Annotated in this window: 17 protein-coding genes; 10 read left to right on the forward strand and 7 right to left on the reverse strand. The window is 70.5% G+C overall.

Annotated features, from left to right (window positions below; translation table 11 throughout):
• Positions 1–34: 34 nt before the first annotated feature.
• Positions 35–613 carry a hypothetical protein gene (locus tag IDM40_RS07555; RefSeq protein WP_216630457.1) on the forward strand — a complete coding sequence of 193 codons (579 nt, stop codon included), beginning with the start codon at positions 35–37 and terminating at the stop codon, positions 611–613.
• A complete protein-coding gene (locus IDM40_RS07560) occupies positions 610–1,242 on the forward strand; it encodes a hypothetical protein (RefSeq protein WP_193121198.1) in 633 nt (210 codons plus the stop codon). Before IDM40_RS07555 ends, IDM40_RS07560 begins: the two co-directional genes overlap by 4 nt.
• Before the next feature lie 19 nt (positions 1,243–1,261).
• Here IDM40_RS07560 and IDM40_RS07565 read toward each other — a convergent pair whose 3' ends face one another.
• Both IDM40_RS07565 and lexA read right to left on the reverse strand, forming a co-directional pair.
• Positions 1,262–2,350, reverse strand: a complete 1,089-nt coding sequence (locus tag IDM40_RS07565) for an alpha/beta fold hydrolase (protein ID WP_193121199.1) — start codon at positions 2,348–2,350, stop codon at positions 1,262–1,264.
• Between the two features lie 9 nt (positions 2,351–2,359).
• Positions 2,360–3,037, reverse strand: coding sequence for a transcriptional repressor LexA (gene lexA, locus IDM40_RS07570; RefSeq protein ID WP_328806967.1), 678 nt, complete (start codon positions 3,035–3,037; stop codon positions 2,360–2,362).
• Positions 3,038–3,641: 604 nt separating this feature from the next.
• Here lexA and nrdR point away from each other — a divergent pair.
• The 5 genes from nrdR to IDM40_RS07595 all read left to right on the forward strand — a co-directional run bounded on the left by nrdR (position 3,642) and on the right by IDM40_RS07595 (position 8,671).
• A complete protein-coding gene (gene nrdR, locus IDM40_RS07575; protein WP_193121201.1) occupies positions 3,642–4,124 on the forward strand; it encodes a transcriptional regulator NrdR in 483 nt (160 codons plus the stop codon).
• Positions 4,125–4,282: 158 nt separating this feature from the next.
• Positions 4,283–7,102: a vitamin B12-dependent ribonucleotide reductase gene (locus IDM40_RS07580; RefSeq protein ID WP_193121202.1), complete on the forward strand. Its 2,820-nt coding sequence runs from the start codon at positions 4,283–4,285 to the stop codon at positions 7,100–7,102.
• Positions 7,103–7,262: 160 nt separating this feature from the next.
• Complete coding sequence (locus IDM40_RS07585) at positions 7,263–7,679, forward strand: type II toxin-antitoxin system HicB family antitoxin (protein WP_193121203.1); 417 nt, start codon at positions 7,263–7,265, stop codon at positions 7,677–7,679.
• 44 nt (positions 7,680–7,723) lie between these two features.
• Positions 7,724–8,101 carry a cytotoxic translational repressor of toxin-antitoxin stability system gene (locus tag IDM40_RS28025; RefSeq protein WP_328806961.1) on the forward strand — a complete coding sequence of 126 codons (378 nt, stop codon included), beginning with the start codon at positions 7,724–7,726 and terminating at the stop codon, positions 8,099–8,101.
• Between the two features lie 141 nt (positions 8,102–8,242).
• Positions 8,243–8,671: a CBS domain-containing protein gene (locus IDM40_RS07595; protein ID WP_193121205.1), complete on the forward strand. Its 429-nt coding sequence runs from the start codon at positions 8,243–8,245 to the stop codon at positions 8,669–8,671.
• A gap of 21 nt (positions 8,672–8,692) precedes the next feature.
• Here the strand turns inward: IDM40_RS07595 and IDM40_RS07600 are convergent, their stop codons facing one another.
• Together IDM40_RS07600 and IDM40_RS07605 are read right to left on the reverse strand one after the other, a co-directional pair.
• Complete coding sequence (locus tag IDM40_RS07600) at positions 8,693–9,511, reverse strand: SDR family oxidoreductase (RefSeq protein ID WP_193121206.1); 819 nt, start codon at positions 9,509–9,511, stop codon at positions 8,693–8,695.
• A 134-nt stretch (positions 9,512–9,645) separates the two neighbouring features.
• Positions 9,646–9,951, reverse strand: a complete 306-nt coding sequence (locus IDM40_RS07605) for a hypothetical protein (protein ID WP_193121207.1) — start codon at positions 9,949–9,951, stop codon at positions 9,646–9,648.
• A gap of 254 nt (positions 9,952–10,205) precedes the next feature.
• Here IDM40_RS07605 and IDM40_RS07610 point away from each other — a divergent pair, with 254 nt between their 5' ends.
• Together IDM40_RS07610 and IDM40_RS07615 are read left to right on the forward strand one after the other, a co-directional pair.
• On the forward strand, positions 10,206–11,954 hold the full coding sequence (locus tag IDM40_RS07610) for an SPFH domain-containing protein (RefSeq protein WP_193121208.1): 1,749 nt from the start codon (positions 10,206–10,208) through the stop codon (positions 11,952–11,954).
• Positions 11,955–13,400, forward strand: coding sequence for an SPFH domain-containing protein (locus IDM40_RS07615; RefSeq protein WP_193121209.1), 1,446 nt, complete (start codon positions 11,955–11,957; stop codon positions 13,398–13,400).
• 82 nt (positions 13,401–13,482) lie between these two features.
• On the opposite strand, the gene IDM40_RS07620 is transcribed toward IDM40_RS07615, so the two are convergent.
• From IDM40_RS07620 to IDM40_RS07630, 3 genes are all read right to left on the reverse strand, one after another.
• A complete protein-coding gene (locus IDM40_RS07620; RefSeq protein WP_017612546.1) occupies positions 13,483–13,680 on the reverse strand; it encodes a hypothetical protein in 198 nt (65 codons plus the stop codon).
• Between the two features lie 357 nt (positions 13,681–14,037).
• A complete protein-coding gene (locus IDM40_RS07625; protein WP_193121210.1) occupies positions 14,038–14,694 on the reverse strand; it encodes a hypothetical protein in 657 nt (218 codons plus the stop codon).
• Between the two features lie 85 nt (positions 14,695–14,779).
• On the reverse strand, positions 14,780–15,349 hold the full coding sequence (locus IDM40_RS07630; RefSeq protein WP_193121211.1) for a DoxX family protein: 570 nt from the start codon (positions 15,347–15,349) through the stop codon (positions 14,780–14,782).
• Between the two features lie 168 nt (positions 15,350–15,517).
• On the opposite strand from IDM40_RS07630, the gene IDM40_RS07635 reads away from it, so the two are divergent.
• Positions 15,518–16,213 (forward strand): ribonuclease HII, encoded by a 696-nt coding sequence (locus IDM40_RS07635; RefSeq protein WP_193121212.1) that lies wholly within the window; start codon positions 15,518–15,520, stop codon positions 16,211–16,213.
• The last annotated feature ends 148 nt before the right edge of the window (positions 16,214–16,361 follow it).

Consider the following 16,361-nt stretch of genomic DNA (forward strand, 5'->3'; position numbering starts at 1 on the left):
GCCGGCAACCGGGACGAAGGACTGGGTCGGAGCGTTGCGCTCACCCCGCGGGCGCTGGGGCGCGATCGGCGGCGGCGCGGCCGTGGTGTCGGCGCTGGCTGTCGGTATCGGGCTCTGGGCCGGGAGCGGGACCCCCGACGAGCCCTACCCGGACGACGTGCACGCGGCCGCCCCCGGCTGCGACCTGGTCCCCGCGGAACAGGTCGAGGCGCTCCTGGGCGAGGCGGTGCAGGACACCGACACGACCGGGCCCTTGCACGGCGGGGAACACACCGCCTGCGCATGGACGACCCACGGCGAGGGTGACGGCGGGGCGCTCCGCGTGGGGTTGTCCGCGCGGTTCACCGATCCTTCCGGCGATCCCCTCGTCACCGGGCACGCACGTACGGCGGAGACGCTCGGTGCGTCCGTGCCCGAGTACGGCGAGGAGGTCGACCTGCCCGGGGGCGACGCCCACGTGTGGTCCGGCCACGTGCCCGGGACCGTCGAGCTCGCCTACCACGTCGACAACCTGCTCGTGCGGATCTCCTACGCCGGTTACTCCGACGACAGCCCCGACGACGGACGGGACGAGGTCGTGGAGCTGGCCGCAGGGATGGGGGAGGACCTGTGAGCGACCCCTACGCCAGACCCGGCGTCCCCGAGACCCAGCCCCAGAGCCGCGGGTGCGCGGTGGCCGGGGTGGTAGCCGGTTCCCTCGCCGTGGTCGTGGCGATCGCGCTGACCGGTTGGTACGTGTTGAGCCGGGACTCCGCGGAGGCCGGTGACTTCGAGGCCGCCCCCGAGTGCGCGGACCTGCAGAACACGGTGCTGGAGGACCTGGTCCCCTCACACGCCCTCGAGACGGAGGAACCGCTCGGCGGGGCCGAGGACGCCTTCGGCTCCGGGTGGCAGTGCCGGTGGGCGACCCCGGAGGGCCCGGCGGTCGCGGTACCCGCGTTCGCATCGGCCGTCGCCGTGGCCGCGCCCGAGCCGAGCGGCCCTGAGACGGCCGCGAGCACACTGCGGGAGACCGCCTCGGGGCAGGAGACGCGGGAGGTCCCCGACCTCGGTGACGAGGCGCTCGCGTGGACCGAGGACGGGCCGTTCACGATCGGGTGTGTGGGCACGCGCGTGTCCAACCTGTACCTGGAGACCTGTTACAGCGCGGCGGCGGACTACGAGGCGTTGCGCTCGGCCGACGAGCAGGAGATCCAGGGGTCCGCCGAGGATCTCGCCGAGGCCTTCGTCGACGCCCTCTGAACCACCGCCCCCGCGTACGTCACCAGGCGCGGTCGACGAAGGACTCCAGGGCGGGCGCGACATCGGGGGAGAAGCGGCGGTCCTCGTCGACGGCGGGCATCGTGTCGTCGTCGGACTGCTCGCGGAAGACGTGGTCGGTCTCGGGCAGGTCCACGCGTTCGACGCCGCCGCCCTCGCCGGGACCGTCCTCGAAACCGGTCATGAGCTCGTCGATCTCCTCCCGGGAGATCTGCGCGTCCTGCTCGCCCCACAGCACGAGGGACTCGGTGCCCTCCGGCAGACCGGCGGCCAGCTCAGCGGGCACCAGCTCGTCGAGGAACGCCAGGGTGTCCCGGTTCCCCGCCCCGTACAGGCCGCCGAGGGCCGGGTCCATCTCCTCGGGCATCGGCCGGTCGGCGCGTACCGCCGCACGCGCCGCGCGCGCGTCGGACAGCACGGTCCGAGCCTCGACCTCCCCGAGGCCGCCCATGGCCTCCGCCGTGCGCACCTGCTCGGTCAGCTGGCGGTCGACCACGTCCAGGTACCGCTCCCCGGGCGGCGCCGCGAGCACCACGGCGGGGGAGGACCCCGGCACCAGCTCGTGCATGCGCAGCGCGTACAGCGCGCCCTCGCTGTGCCCGAGCACGAGCGTGCGTTCGGGGTCGACCTCCGGCTGCTCCAGGAGGTGCTCGTAGGCCGCTGCTGCCTGCTCGTCGAAGATCTCCGGGTCCACCGGGTCCTCGGGATCGCGGTCGCCGGTACCGGTCTCACCGCTGCCGAGCTTGTCGTAGCGCAGGGTCGCCACACCGGCGTCGGCCAACGCGTGCGCGAAGTTGAGGTTGGTGTCGGCCGCGGGGCGCATGTCGCTGTTGCCGTCGCGGTCGGTGGGGCCGCTCCCGGAGATCACGAGTGCGCCCGGAACCCCGTCGGCGCCCTCCTCCGGCAGCGAGAAGGTTCCGTACACCTCGTCCTCGCCGACGGTGAACTGCACCTCGCGATGGCTGCCGGTGTCACCGGGCGGCTCCTCGGCAGCGGTCTCGGCGGGCGCGCACGCGGAGGCCAGCAGGGCCAGCGCGGCCCCGCCGACGAACCAGGACAGAGAGGGCTCAGGTGTGGACACGGGACCCACGCTATCGCCTCACACCCGGCGCATGACCGTGACCACCTTGCCGAGCACCGTGGCCTCGTCGCCGTTGATGGGTGAGTAGGCGCTGTTGCGCGGCATGAGCCACACGTGGCCGTCGTAGCCCCGGTTGAGCACCTTGACGGTGGCCTCCTCGCCGAGGAGCGCCGCCACGATGTCGCCGTTCTCGGCGTCGGCCTGCTGGCGCACCACGACCATGTCACCATCGGTGATCGCCGCGTCGGTCATGGAGTCACCGACGACGGTGAGCATGAACAGGCGCCCCTCACCCACGAGCTGGCGCGGCAGCGACAGGACGTCCTCGACCGACTCCTCGGCCAGGATCGGACCGCCGGCGGCGATACGGCCCACGAGCGGAACGGGAACCCGGTCCTCGTCCTGGGGTTGGGGGGCGAGCTCGTCGCGGCGCTTCACCTCGACCGCGCGTGGCCGGTTCTGGTCACGGTGGAGGTAGCCCTTGTTCTGGAGCGCCTTGAGCTGGTGCGCGACGCTGGAGGGGCTGGAGAGCCCGACGGCCTCGCCGATCTCCCGGATGGAGGGGGGAAAGCCCCGGTCGCGCACGTAGCGCTGGATGCAGTTCAGGACGGCCTGTTGGCGGGCGGTCAGCCTGGGGGCCTGGGCCTCGGCGCCGGCCGGCCCGTCCAGGGGCGCGACCTCGTTGCTGCTGTCCACGGCTGTGGGAAGTTCCTCCGGCACGGCCGGGCCTCCTCGACTTGGGTCGGATCGTTCCAACATTAATCGTTGCGCACGGTGATTTCAAACAAGCGTTCGACCGCCTTCGGGGCGATGGCCTCGGCTGTGGCCGGAGGGTGCTCGCTCATGTACACGTGTTTACCGGTTCGTGCACGCGCGGGTGGTGTGAACGCAGGAAGAACTTGCGTCCGGCATGTGTTGTGAGCAGGCGTCGCCGCCGGTGTGGGAGGTGTCTCCGGGGGTTTGCGGAGTGTCCGGAGTCCCTGCTCGGCGGGGCTTCCGGCACGCCGTGGGGCCCCGGTCCGGGCGGCTGCCCGAGGGCGTCGACGTTATCCTTGGAGGCCGGTGCCGGATCGCCCCCGACGGTCGACCGAAACCCCCCGTTCTCCCAGTTCAGAAGCTGCCCTGCGGGTCGTCGTGCCCCTGTGCGCAGAACACGCGGTGGCCAGGGTTGCGGGAGCGTCCGGCGAGGTCTAGGTTCGACCACAACATCTGGGGTGGCTCTAGTGGCCACTGACCCAGAAGTTGTGGTTTAGTAGAGGCGAGGGGCGTTGTTCCGGGTGTGGGAAGCAGGTGTTTCGGGGTGCATTGTCCGTTCTGCCGCCATCCGGACACTCGGGTGATCGACAGCAGGTCCGCCGACGAGGGAGCCGCCATCCGTCGTCGCCGCACCTGCCCCGTGTGCGAGCGCCGGTTCACCACGCAGGAGAACGTCCTGCTCATGGTCGCCAAGCGTTCGGGGGTCACCGAACCGTTCAGCCGCACCAAGATCATCGCCGGGGTGCGGCGCGCCTGCCAGGGGCGGCCCGTCTCCGAGGACGCCCTGGCCCAGCTCGGCCAACAGGTCGAGGAGGAGATCCGCGGCCGCGGGCTGGCCGAGGTGCCGGCCAACGAGATCGGGCTGGCGATCCTGGTCCCGATGCGGGACCTGGACGAGGTGGCCTACCTCCACTTCGCCAGTGTCTACCGCGGTTTCGAGAGCCTCGCCGACTTCGAGGCAGAGATCGCCAGCCTCCGCGCGGACAGTGAGGCCGGGTCCGCGTCCGGCGACAACACCACCGGGTAGCGCGTCCCGGGCCGTTCCCGAGACGGCCCGGAAGGCACAAGACCCTCCGGGGAGGAGGGGCACGGCACAGGAGAGGCCGGGCCCACCCGTCCCCCAAACCATGGACGCCGCACGGCAACAACGACCGTGCCCACGAAGTACTCCGGGGAGACTCCGCAATGACGGAAACCACCAGCGGACCGACGGGACGCAAGGGCAAGGGGGGACGCAAGGGCCTGAAGATCAAGCGGGTCTTCACCACCGAGGGGGTCCACCCCTACGACTCCCTCGAATGGGAGCGCCGCGACGTCGTCATGACCAACTGGCGTGACGGCACGGTCAACTTCGAACAGCGCGGCGTGGAGTTCCCCGCCTCCTGGACGATGAACGCCACCCAGATCGTGGCGAGCAAGTACTTCCGCGGCGCCATGGGCACCCCCGAGCGGGAGTGGAGCCTCAAGCAGCTCATCGACCGGGTCGTCGGCGTCTACACCGAGACCGGGCGCGAGCAGGGCTACTTCGCCTCCGACGAGGACGCGGAGATCTTCGACCACGAGCTGAAGTACGCCCTCGCCAACCAGTTCTTCAGCTTCAACTCCCCCGTGTGGTTCAACGTCGGGACCACGTCCGCGCAGCAGGTCAGCGCGTGCTTCATCCTGTCGGTGGACGACACCATGGAGTCGATCCTCGACTGGTACAAGGAAGAGGGCATCATCTTCAAGGGCGGATCCGGCGCAGGTGTGAACCTGTCCCGCATCCGCTCCAGCCGTGAGCTGCTCTCCTCCGGCGGCACCGCCTCCGGCCCCGTCTCCTTCATGCGCGGCGCCGACGCCTCCGCCGGCACCATCAAGTCGGGCGGCGCCACCCGCCGGGCCGCCAAGATGGTCGTGCTCGACGTCGACCACCCCGACGTCGAGGAGTTCGTCGAGACCAAGTCCCGCGAGGAGCACAAGATCCGTGCCCTGCGCGACTCCGGGTTCGACGTCGACCTGGGCGGCTCGGACATGTTCAGCGTCCAGTACCAGAACGCGAACAACTCGGTCCGGGTCTCCGACGCGTTCATGCGCGCGGTCGAGACCGGTTCGGAGTTCGGCCTGACCTCCCGCACCACCGGTGACGTCGTGGCCACCGTCGACGCCAAGCACCTGTTCAACCGGATGGCCAACGCCGCCTGGGAGTGCGCCGACCCCGGCATCCAGTACGACGGCACCATCCAGGACTGGCACACCAACCCCGAGACGGGCCGCATCTCCGCGTCCAACCCGTGCTCGGAGTACATGTCGCTGGACGACTCCTCCTGCAACCTCGCCTCGATCAACCTGCTGAAGTTCCTGCGCGAGGACGACACCTTCGACGTCGAGGCCTTCACCAAGCTCACCGAGCTGATCATCACGGCGATGGACATCTCCATCACCTTCGCCGACTTCCCCACGCAGAAGATCGGTGAGACCACCCGCGCCTACCGCCAGCTGGGCATCGGCTACGCCAACCTCGGCGCCCTGCTCATGGCGACCGGCCACGCCTACGACTCCGACGGCGGCCGCGCGGTCGCCGGCTCCATCACCTCGCTGATGACCGGCACCGCCTACCGCCGCAGCGCCGAGATCGCCGGCGTCGTCGGCACCTACGACGGTTACAAGCGCAACGAGCAGGCCCACAAGCGGGTCATGCGCAAGCACGCCGCCGCCAACGACGACCTCTCCACGGTCGGCACCCTGGAGCGCCCGATCCACGCCGCGGCCACCCGCGAGTGGGCGGACTGCCTCAAGGTCGGCGAGCGCAACGGCTGGCGCAACGCCCAGGCGTCGCTGCTCGCGCCCACCGGCACCATCGGCTTCATGATGGACTGCGACACGACCGGCATCGAGCCGGACTTCTCGCTGGTCAAGTTCAAGAAGCTGGTCGGCGGCGGTTCCATGCAGATCGTCAACCAGGCGATCCCGCGCGCGCTGACCAACCTCGGCTACCAGAACGAGCAGATCGAGGCGATCGTCGAGTACGTGTCCGAGCACGGCCACGTCGTCGACGCCCCCGGCCTGCGCCCGGAGCACTACGAGGTCTTCGACTGCGCGATGGGCAAGCGCTACATCCAGCCCATGGGCCACGTGCGCATGATGGCCGCGACCCAGCCGTTCCTGTCCGGCGCCATCTCCAAGACGGTCAACGTCCCGGAGGAGGCCACGGTCGCCGACTTCGAGCACATCTACTTCCAGGGCTGGAAGCTGGGCCTGAAGGCGCTCGCCGTCTACCGCGACAACTGCAAGGTCGGCCAGCCGCTCTCCACCTCCAAGAACGAGGAGAAGGAGAAGGACGAGCCGCAGGTCGTCGAGGTCCCGCGCCCGGTGCGCCGCCGCCTGCCGAAGAAGCGCCCGAGCGAGACCACGTCGTTCTCCGTGGGCGGTGCCGAGGGGTACATCACCGCCGGCTCCTACCCGGACGACGGCCTCGGCGAGGTCTTCCTCAAGCTCGGCAAGCAGGGCTCGACCCTGGCCGGGGTCATGGACGCCTTCTCCATCGCCATCTCCATCGCGCTCCAGTACGGGGTCCCGCTGGAGACCTACGTGGAGAAGTTCACGAACATGCGGTTCGACCCGGCCGGCATGACCGACGACCCGGACATCCGGATGGCCCAGTCGGTGGTGGACTACATCTTCCGCCGCCTGGCCCTGGACCACCTGCCCTACGACGAGCGCGCCGCGCTGGGTGTGCTCTCGGCCGCCGAGCGCCAGGCCCAGCTCAACGGCGAGGACCCGGCCCAGATGCAGGCGCAGGTGGAGTCCTACGCCCAGTCGGCCGCGCCGTCGCAGGAGTCCTCGGTGTCGGAGGACGGCGCCGAGGAGAGCACGGAGGAGGAGAGCCCGAAGCCGAGCGCGACGGTCGGCTCCTCCCAGGGCTTCATGGCCGACGCCCCGCTGTGCATCACCTGCGGGACCAAGATGCGCCCGTCCGGTAGCTGCTACGCCTGCGAGGGCTGCGGCGCCACCAGCGGCTGCAGCTGATCCGCGCCCGGGGCGCCCGCACGCGGGCGCCCCGCCGCGCACGAGGGGGACCGGTCGAGACCGGTCCCCCTCTCTTGCGCGCGCAGGGAAGTACGTGGAGTACTTGACGTACGTGCAGAGTCGGGGCATTGTTGTACTACGTCGCGATGGAGGGAACACCATGAGTGCTGTGCACTACGACAGCTACACCGAGGCGCGTGCGCACCTGAAGGCACTCCTGGATGCCGCCGAGAGCGGGCGGATCGCAACGGTCCGGCGCGACTCGGCGAGAACCGCCGTCGTCGACGTGGAGAGATTGCGCCGCTACCTTGCAGCGGTCTCTCCTGCGCGCGCCCAGGTCGTGCCCGAGGCCGACGGTTGGTCCGTCTTCATCCCCGGCTTGCCTGTCGCCGCGGACGGTGCGACGTTCGGCGAGGCACTGACCGAGATGGTCGACGCGCTTCGCGAGTACGCGGAGGATTGGCAGGACCACCTGCTCGACGCCCCCAACCACCGGGACAATTGGGGGTTGGTCCAGATGATCGGTCTCAGCGACGACGAGCAGTTGCGTGACTGGTTGGTGGGGGGTACCCGGTGACGTGGCCACGACCCACACGCGAGGACCATGATCGGTTCTGCACGGTGGAGGGTTGGACACCGGTCCGCAGCGCCCGGGGCCGGACCGGCACGCACCACATCACCTACGAGCTCGCTCTCGCCGACGGCCGTGTGCTCAGGACACGGATCTCACGGCCCGCGGACCGCTCCGACCACGGCAAGAGCATGTGGGCGCACATTCTGCGGGACCAGCTCGAGGTGGACGAGGACACGTTCTGGTCGTGCGTGCAGGAAGGTGTGCGCCCGGATCGAGGTGTTCCCGAGGTTCCTGTCGGAGCACTGCCCGCCGACCTCGTGCATCTCTTGATGACCAACCTCGGGCTGGACGGCGCCGAGGTCGCGCGGATGAGCAAGGAAGAGGCTGTGGCCAGGCTCCAGAGGTACTGGATGGAGGGCGGCTGAAGCACCACTTGTGCAGGGGGACCGCCGGTTCGAGACCGGTCCCCCTCGTGCGTGTCTGCGTCTGCACGGTGGCCCATGGTTGCCGGTGCCCGGGGCGGGTACCCCTTCCGCACCTGCACCCCGCCAGTGGAAGGGGCTCCCATGCTGATCGCCGCGATCCTCCGGACCAAGGGCACGGAGGTGGTGAGCGTGGCACCCGAGACCACCGTGGCCGACCTGCTCACCGCACTCACCCGGCACGGGATCGGCGCCGTGGCCGTCGCCCGGGACGAGGCCCTCATCGGGATCGTCTCCGAACGCGACGTCGTACGAGGTCTGGAACGGCACGGCGCCGACCTGCTCGCCGCCCCCGTCGCCGACATCATGACCGCCGACGTCCACACCTGCACACCCGACGACACCGTCGAGTCCGTCAGCGAGGCCATGACCCGGCACCGCTTCCGCCACGTACCGGTGATGTCGCAGGGCCGCCTGGCCGGCCTGGTCAGCATCGGCGACGTGGTCAAGAGCCGGCTGCGGGTCCTGGAGGAGGACCGGGCCCAGCTCGAGGCCTACATCCAGGGTTCCTGACCCGAGGTCCGATGCGCCGGGTCAGAGCCCGAACTGTGCGTTGACCTGGGCGAGGTACTCGGCGTCGTCCGCACCGGCCCGGTGCGCGATGGCCTGTTCGGCGTCCTCCCCGACGACGTAGCGCAGGCGGTCGGTGCCGTCGGTGGCCGCGTCGAAGACGGCGCGGGCCACACCGGAGGCCGGGGCGCCCTCGGCCCCGGTCCCGGCCTTCAGCCCGGCGACCACCTTCTCGAGCAGGGGACCGTACTCGGTCAGCTCCTCGTCGTGGTTGACCTCGGAGGAGCGGTGCCCGAAGTCGCTCTCCACGCCGCCGGGTTCGATGATCTTCATCCGCGCACCGATCGCCCGCAGCTCGAAGGACAGCGACTCCGAGACCCCTTCGACGGCGTGCTTCGACGCCACGTAGAGGGACCCGAGCGGGAAGGCGACCTTGCCCGCGAGCGAGCTGACGTTGACGACCACGCCCGACCTGCGGGTCCGGAACCGCGGGAGCACGGCCTTGGTCACGGCCAGGAGCCCGGTCACGTTGGTGGCGAACTGCCGCTCGATCGCCTGCACAGGGACCGACTCCAGCGGGCCCAGCACCGCGAAGCCGGCGTTGTTGACGAGCACGTCCACCGGGCCGAAGTGTTCCTCGGCCTCGGCGACGGCGCTGGTGATCGAGGCGTGGTCGGTCACGTCGAGGCGGGTGACCAGCAGGCGTTCACGTCCGGTCAGCTCCGTCTCGGCGGAGGGGTTGCGCATGGTCGCCACCACGTTCCAGCCCTTGGCGTGGAAGAGTTCGGCGGTGGCACGCCCGATCCCGGAGGAGGCGCCGGTGACGAGGACGTTCTGAGGCATGGGGGACTTCCTACGTGGGGGGAACCGGGGGAGACGCCGGCGGAGGCCGGTCGGCGCGCGGCCGACGGTACGGGAACGGCCCCACCGGTGCAGTGACCCCGGGCACAGTCCCCGTCACCGCGCCCCGGAGTGTCTCAGGAACCGTCGCGGTCGCCCGCGGACACCGCCACGGCGGCGGTGGCGGCGGTCACGCTCAGCACCGCCGGCCAGGAGCCGATCTTCTTGGCCAGCGGGTGGGACAGCCCGAAGGCCGCCACGTAGGTGCCGGTCACGGCCACGGCCGCGCCCACCCCGGAGCGCCGCCGGGTCGCCTCGAAGGCGGCCGCGCCGAAGGCCGCGAGCACCACCCCGCCGAGCGGGCGGTTGCCGGTGGCACGGGCGGCCGAGTAACCGCCGATCAGGCCTGCGGTGGTCAGAGCGGCGCTGGGTACTGCGGGCATGGTGGTCTCCTCGTGGCCGGGGCGCGACCGGTGCGGTCGTCACCGGACGACGGTATCGGCGCATTTCGAGGGGTCGCCAGCGGGCCCGCCGGTCACACCCGTGCAACAACCCTGGGTTTCGGGCTGACCGTGTACCAGGGTGGGAGGGGACCGGTTTCTGGTTTCCGGCCATACGATGCGTGCTGACCTGGAACCGAACGGGTGAACGGCGCGTCGGAACCGACAGTTCCCCATCTCCGCAACGAGGAGTGTCCATGTCCTTTGCGCAGACAGTGCGCGGAGCGGCGAGCGCGGTAGCCCAGGGTGATGACCCGCGCCAGGCCGCGACCCAGGCGGCCCAGCAGGCCGCGGGTCAGGAAGGAGGCCCGCCCGGAGAGGACGGCCTCGACCCCCGTGACTTCGTGGCCGCTCGCGAACAGGGTGCCTCCGTGGGCACCCGGATCGAGCAGAAGACCACGTCGCTCAACAACGCCGGCGAGGCGATCAACAGCAGCAGTTACGAGCGCGGCTCCGACGGGCCCGTGCACGTCATCTGCCCGATGGTGATCCCCCGCGGGCGCACGCTCGTGACCCTGCTCCCGGCCCTGATCCTGGTGGCCGTGGGTGTGGTCGGCGTCGTCACCGTGGTCGTCCCCCAAGCCCTGGTGGGCCAGGCGAACCCGCTGCTCAACCCGTTCTTCGGGATCCACTACTGGATCATCACCCTGGCCGTGGCCGCCTTCATGTGGTGGCGCCAGGGCATGGTGATGGTCCCCGAGGGCTGCGAGGCCATCGTCACCCGCTTCGGCAAGCGCGAGAACAACTTCGCGCCCGGCCGGGTCACCCTGTTCAACCCGTGGAAGCGGGTCTCCTACATCGTCAACACGGCGCGCGAGTACCCCTTCAACGCGCCGATCCGAGAGGCACCCACCAAGAGCGGTGTGCAGGCCTCGATCGACCTGTTCGTGCAGTTCCGCATCGAGAACGCCACGGACTTCGTGTACACGCTCGGCGGTGTGCACGGTTTCCAGGAGAAGCTCAACAACGCCATCAGCGAGACGACCCGGAGCCTCATCTACGAGCAGGAGGCCTCGGCGATCTACGACATGGTCGGCGAGAGCACCCACGCGCTCGTGGAGTCGCTCAACCGCCAGTTCAGCGGGATCGTCGTGTTGACCAGCGCGAACATCACCCATGCCGAGCCCTCCAGCCAGGAGTACCGCATGGACCTGGCCGCGCCGGAGATGGTCCGGGTGGCCAAGGACGCCTACACGTTCGAGTACGAGCTCCAGCTCCGCAAGGAACAGAACGAGGGTGACCTCAACAAGGAGCTCGCCACCCTCAACGAGACGCTCTCGGCGATCCAGGCCGACATCGCCCAGTACCAGGCGCAGATGGACACCGCCCTGGAGCGCGAGACCAACCGCGCCAACGCCCTGGCCCGCCAGCGGTTCGTGGAGGCCGAGTCGGAGGCCAACGCCAACGCCGCGCTCCTGCAGGCCCAGGCGCTGGACATCCGGGCGGTCAGCGCGGCCGAGGCGCCCGAGATCCTCAACTACCGCTTCCGCGAGGACCTGCTCGACAAGCTGGAGGCGGTCGCCGACAGCCTGCCGCAGGTGCTGCGGATCGGCTCGGGCGACGAGGCCAGCGTCGACTACCTGCGCATCGCCCAGGAGATCATCGGCCAGACCGACTCGGCCCTGTTCTCCGAGCAGGACATGGCCGAGATCCGCGGACGCCTCGCCGACATCCGCGACCGCATCTCCGACCGCGAGCAGGAGATCAACGCGCTCGTCGAGGAGGCCGAGGACCCGCAGCAGGGCGGCGAGGAGGCCGACGAGAGCCTCGTGGAGGAGATCCGCCAGTCGGTCTCGGAGGAGGCGCTGGACGAGCGCATCAGCCAGGAGGTCGAGGGCAACGAAGGCGCCACCGCGGCGGGGGAGGCCGGCACGACCGGTGACGCCCCGAAGCCGCCGTGGGAGCACGGCGGGCAGGCGCCCGGCACGAACCAGGGAGGTCAGTAGATGAGCCGGCCCATGAACAGCGGCAGTGGCTCCACCATCAAGGAGTCCCTGGCCTCGTGGAGCGATCTGGCCGGGTTGCTGCGCGGCGGTGACCAGGGCGCGATCGTGCCCGTGGTGATACCGCGCGACAACCGCGGACTTCGGTGGATGGTCCTGGTCTGGTTCGGACTGTTCGCCCTCCTGTCCGCGCTGATGATGGCGATCGACGTCGCGGTCAACGGCACCACGCTCTTCGCGCTCCTGGCCGTGCCCACGATGCTCGCGGGCCTGCTCGCGATCGTCGTGGCCGGGCTGTGGTGGTGGCGCAGTTCCATCGTCGAGATCGAGGAGGGCACCCACGGGGTCCTCACCAAGTACGGCGCGGTCGTGCGGGCGATCGAACCCGGGCGCCACTACCTGTGGCACCCCTGGGCGCGGGTCGACTTCGTGGTCGACACCCGTACCGAGATCCCCTACACCGCGCCGGTGCTGGCCTGCCCGACGCGGGAGAACGTGCCGCTGAAGTCGATCGAGTTCTTCCTGAAGTTCCGCATCATCGACCCGATCCGTTTCGTGAAGATCATCGGGGCAAGCAACTTCGACCTGGTGCTCTCCAGCGCGGTGCAGGACGCGATCCGCCAGCGCAGCCGTCAGGTCAACACCGAGTCCGCCCACGACCTGCGCGGTTCGAACGTGGAGGACATGCGGCGCCTGCTCAACAGCCAGCTCGAGAAGTACGGCGTGACCATCACCGGCTGCAACATCCCCGACGTGCAGCTGCCCAACCAGTACCAGCAGCACCTGGCCACCCGGGAGCGCGTCGCCAAGGAACTGGTCGCCTACGAGCAGGAGTGGGAGCTGACCCGCAAGCGCCGCATCGACACCCTGCTCATGGACATCGAGCGGTCCAAGAAGACCCGGGACGCCAAGATCGTCGAGGTCAACGCGTCGCTGAACAAGGCGCGCAAGGACGTCGCGCAGATGCTCCAGGAGCAGGAGACCGAGGCGCAGCGGGTGCGCTACGAGATCGAGACCAAGGGCCGCGCCGACCTGGCGTCCGCGGAGAACGAGGCCAAGGCCCAGCAGCGCCTGGCCACGGCCTACCGCGACAACCGTGCGGTACTCGAGTACGAGCTGGCCCGGCGCCGCCTGGACGTGGGTTCGTCGCTGGCCGGCCGTGCCCCGCGCCCGGTCGTGGTGCAGACCGAGCCGGGTTCCGGGGACGGGTCGACCCTCTCGACGCTCCTCACCGCGCAGTTGCTGCCGCGGGTGATGGACGGCGCCCCGCGTTCGTCGCTGGGTTCCGGTTCGGGCGAGGGCTCGGAGCCCTTCGAGGCCGCCCGCGGTTCGGTTGCGGCCGCCGCCGAACGCCAGCAGCGGATGTCGGAGGACTACCAGCGCCAGCAGGCCGAGGCGATGCGCCAGCAGTTCGACCAGGGCGAGGGCCACGGGGGCCGTCGCCGCTGAGCGCCACCCGGCAGAACGGAAGGGGCGGGTCCACGTCGGTGGGCCCGCCCCTTCCGTTGGTTCATGAGGTCCTTCGGGGGGTTCAGCCGGTAGGGGCCAGGGAGAGGGAGTCGTAGCAGGTGCCGAGGTCGATGCCGTTGCGGGCGGCGAGCTCGACGAGGTCCTCCACCTCTCCGGCCTGGGAGAGGGCCAGGTCGTCGTCGCCGACGGCGTGGGCCCGGCGCATGGCGGTGATCGCGTCGTGGATGCGCAGGTGCAGGGTGAGCATGAACTCACGCATGTGCAGACTCCCTCTGGTTCGGCTTCTCAGCCGGGGGATGGGAGAGGCTCGGTCCACTCCCGGCTCCTTCGCCCCCTGTCCTACCGGCCGAAGGTGAGAGTCGTGTTGGAGAACGACAGCGGGTCGTCAAGGACGAGGTAAGAATTCGGGCCCCGGGTCAACACTCGCCCCGGGTCCCGGCGGCTGTGCAGACCGCACCAGGGTCTGTTTGGTGGACGCCTTCCGTCGCTTCAACGAATACTGCGCCGTAGGCGTCGTTTGAGGGTTGGTGGCGGGCGACGGGTGGGCACTGCGCCGAAGGCGTCCGTTGAGGGCGGTGGCGGGTGACGGTGAGGGCCGGTGTTCGCCAAACAGGCCCTAGTGGTCGACCCAGACGTACCAGTCGTCGGAGACGTGCTCGTAGATCTTCGAACCCTGGCCGGGCACGAACACCCCGGTCGGGATCTCCTCGTCGCTGACGGCGAGACCGGCGGGGGAGAAGAGCCCGGCGCCCTCGACCTCGTAGTGGGTGATGCCGTCCTCCACCGAGACGCTGTGCAGCCGGTACAGGCCCGTGGTCTCACCGTTGCGCGGGATCGTCGTGGAGTCGTCCAGCTCCGCCTGCAGGTCGGTGAGCGCTTCGGCCGAGGCCTCCACCCGCATCTGCAGGGGGACGTCGGCCACGGCCACACCGATGGAGACCGCGGCGACCAGCGGCGCGGAGATCCAGCGCAGCCAGTAGAAGCGGATCATCGGTCGGGCGACGGCCAGGGCGATGCCCAGGCGCAGCGCACCCATGCCGGCCAGCAGGAGGCCTGCGATGAGCCCGAAGAGGAAGGTGGGCAGGTGGCCGCCGGGCACGCTGTCCTCGAAGAGCAGCACGACGCCGACCACCGCGCACGCCGGGATGTAGAGCCGCCCGGGCGGGCGCGAGGCCCAACTGATGAGCCGCTCCCCGAACGTGGGCTGGTCGGAGAGCTCCATCAGTTTGGCCACGGACCCTTCAGGGGTCGGGCCGGACTCTTCGGCGGACATGGCACACCCCCAGGCGGATCCGTGTCGTCGGGACACACCCGTACGGGGGCCCGGACCTGGGCTCACAAGGGTGCGTCGGAGTTCGTCAGGGCCGACGGAACTCGGCCTGCCCCACAGGATAGAGCAGTGGCGGTGCGTGTTCGGGGCGGCGGTGGGAAACAGGGGATGAATCGGCCCGGGGCGAGGGCCGGCGCCGCTGTCCGGTCCGTGCCGGTTCGCGAGGGGGAGGACCGAGCACGAGGTGGTCCCACGACCACCGCCCCGGTCCGGCCGCCATGAGCAGGCACACCGCCACGACCAGCGCACTCGTGCCCCAACCGGGGAACGGGGCGAACCCGGTCCCGGCCGGGGCGAGGTGTCCGAGCAAGGCGGTCACGGCGAGCAGCGGACCGGACACCCATGTGAGCAGGCCCACGGCGAAGGCGATCGAGGTGGCCACGAGCAGCGCGGGCAGGACGGGGGCCACCAGGCCGAGCGGGGCGAGCGCCGTGCCCGACGCGTGCTCGGAGAGTTCGGTCTCGCGCCCGCGCAGCCCCAGCGCGTGTGCGGCGAAGGCCCAGCCGACACCGGTCCGGGTCAGGACGGCGACGGCGTCGTACAAGCGGCCCTGGCCGCGCAGGATGGGGGGTCGCCTCCGGGCGTGTGCGGCGGGCATGTCGCCACTCCTGGAACATCGGTCGGTTCTGACAAGCGGAAACTACCGAAGGTCATGATCCATGACTCACCGTGGCATGCGGCGAGTCGCGATCCGGGCCGCCCTCCCGGAACCGGTTCGGACCGGTTCGGCCCCGGGTGGGGGAAGCCAGGCCCTAGGGTGGAAGGCGTGCCGACGACACCCCGAGAACCAGCCCCCGCGCCCACCTTCGAGCTGGAGGACGAGCTGCGCACCGGCGGCGCGCGTGTGATCGCAGGGGTCGACGAGGTCGGACGCGGAGCCTGGGCCGGCCCCGTGCTCGTCTGCGCCGCGGTCTCCGGGCCCGCCGACGGGGTGCCCGAGGGACTCACCGACTCCAAGAAGCTCACCCCCAAACGGCGCACCGAGATCGCAGGCCTCACCGGCCCCTGGGTCGCCGACCACGCCTTCGGCTGGTCCGCACCGTCCGAGATCGACGAGGTCGGGATGACCGAGGCGCTGCGCCGGGCGGCCCACCGCGCCCTCGAAGGGCTCACCGAGCGCCCCGACGCGGTCGTCCTGGACGGACACCACGACTACATCGGCAGCCCCTGGGCCGTACGCACCCAGGTCAAGGGCGACCTGACCTGTGTGAACGTGGCCGCGGCCGCGGTCCTGGCCAAGGTCGCCCGCGACACCCACATGGCCGAGCTCGCCGAGGACCACCCGGGGTTCGGTTTCGAACGCGCCGCCGGGTACCCCTCTCCGACCCACCGCGCGACCCTGGCCGAGGAAGGTCCGACCCCTCACCACCGCATGAGCTGGTCCTACCTGGACGCACTGCCCCAGTGGCGACACCTGCGCCGGGTGCGGGCCGAGGTGGACGGCCAGATCCCCCTGCTCTGACCTGCGACCCGGCGGGGGCGGGCGCGACACGCCGTCCCGCACTGGACATCCGACCCCCGTTGGGGCAAGGCTGGCCCGGAAGCCCGCAGCCCCGCGCACAGCCCTCCACCGCCCCGAACGGGGCCACCGGCGTAGGATTCCCCTCCGA

The sequence above is a fragment of the Nocardiopsis coralli genome, from assembly GCF_014892575.1.
Taxonomy (GTDB): domain Bacteria; phylum Actinomycetota; class Actinomycetes; order Streptosporangiales; family Streptosporangiaceae; genus Nocardiopsis; species Nocardiopsis coralli.

Coding starts and splice junctions, on each gene's coding strand:
- IDM40_RS07620 (WP_017612546.1), bottom strand. CDS start 13,680: ATGCGTGAGTTCATGCTCACCCTGCACCTGCGCATCCACGACGCGATC.
- IDM40_RS07610 (WP_193121208.1), top strand. CDS start 10,206: ATGTCCTTTGCGCAGACAGTGCGCGGAGCGGCGAGCGCGGTAGCCCAG.
- IDM40_RS07585 (WP_193121203.1), top strand. CDS start 7,263: ATGAGTGCTGTGCACTACGACAGCTACACCGAGGCGCGTGCGCACCTG.
- IDM40_RS07580 (WP_193121202.1), top strand. CDS start 4,283: ATGACGGAAACCACCAGCGGACCGACGGGACGCAAGGGCAAGGGGGGA.
- IDM40_RS07595 (WP_193121205.1), top strand. CDS start 8,243: ATGCTGATCGCCGCGATCCTCCGGACCAAGGGCACGGAGGTGGTGAGC.
- IDM40_RS07615 (WP_193121209.1), top strand. CDS start 11,955: ATGAGCCGGCCCATGAACAGCGGCAGTGGCTCCACCATCAAGGAGTCC.
- IDM40_RS07625 (WP_193121210.1), bottom strand. CDS start 14,694: ATGTCCGCCGAAGAGTCCGGCCCGACCCCTGAAGGGTCCGTGGCCAAA.
- IDM40_RS07630 (WP_193121211.1), bottom strand. CDS start 15,349: ATGCCCGCCGCACACGCCCGGAGGCGACCCCCCATCCTGCGCGGCCAG.
- IDM40_RS07600 (WP_193121206.1), bottom strand. CDS start 9,511: ATGCCTCAGAACGTCCTCGTCACCGGCGCCTCCTCCGGGATCGGGCGT.
- IDM40_RS07605 (WP_193121207.1), bottom strand. CDS start 9,951: ATGCCCGCAGTACCCAGCGCCGCTCTGACCACCGCAGGCCTGATCGGC.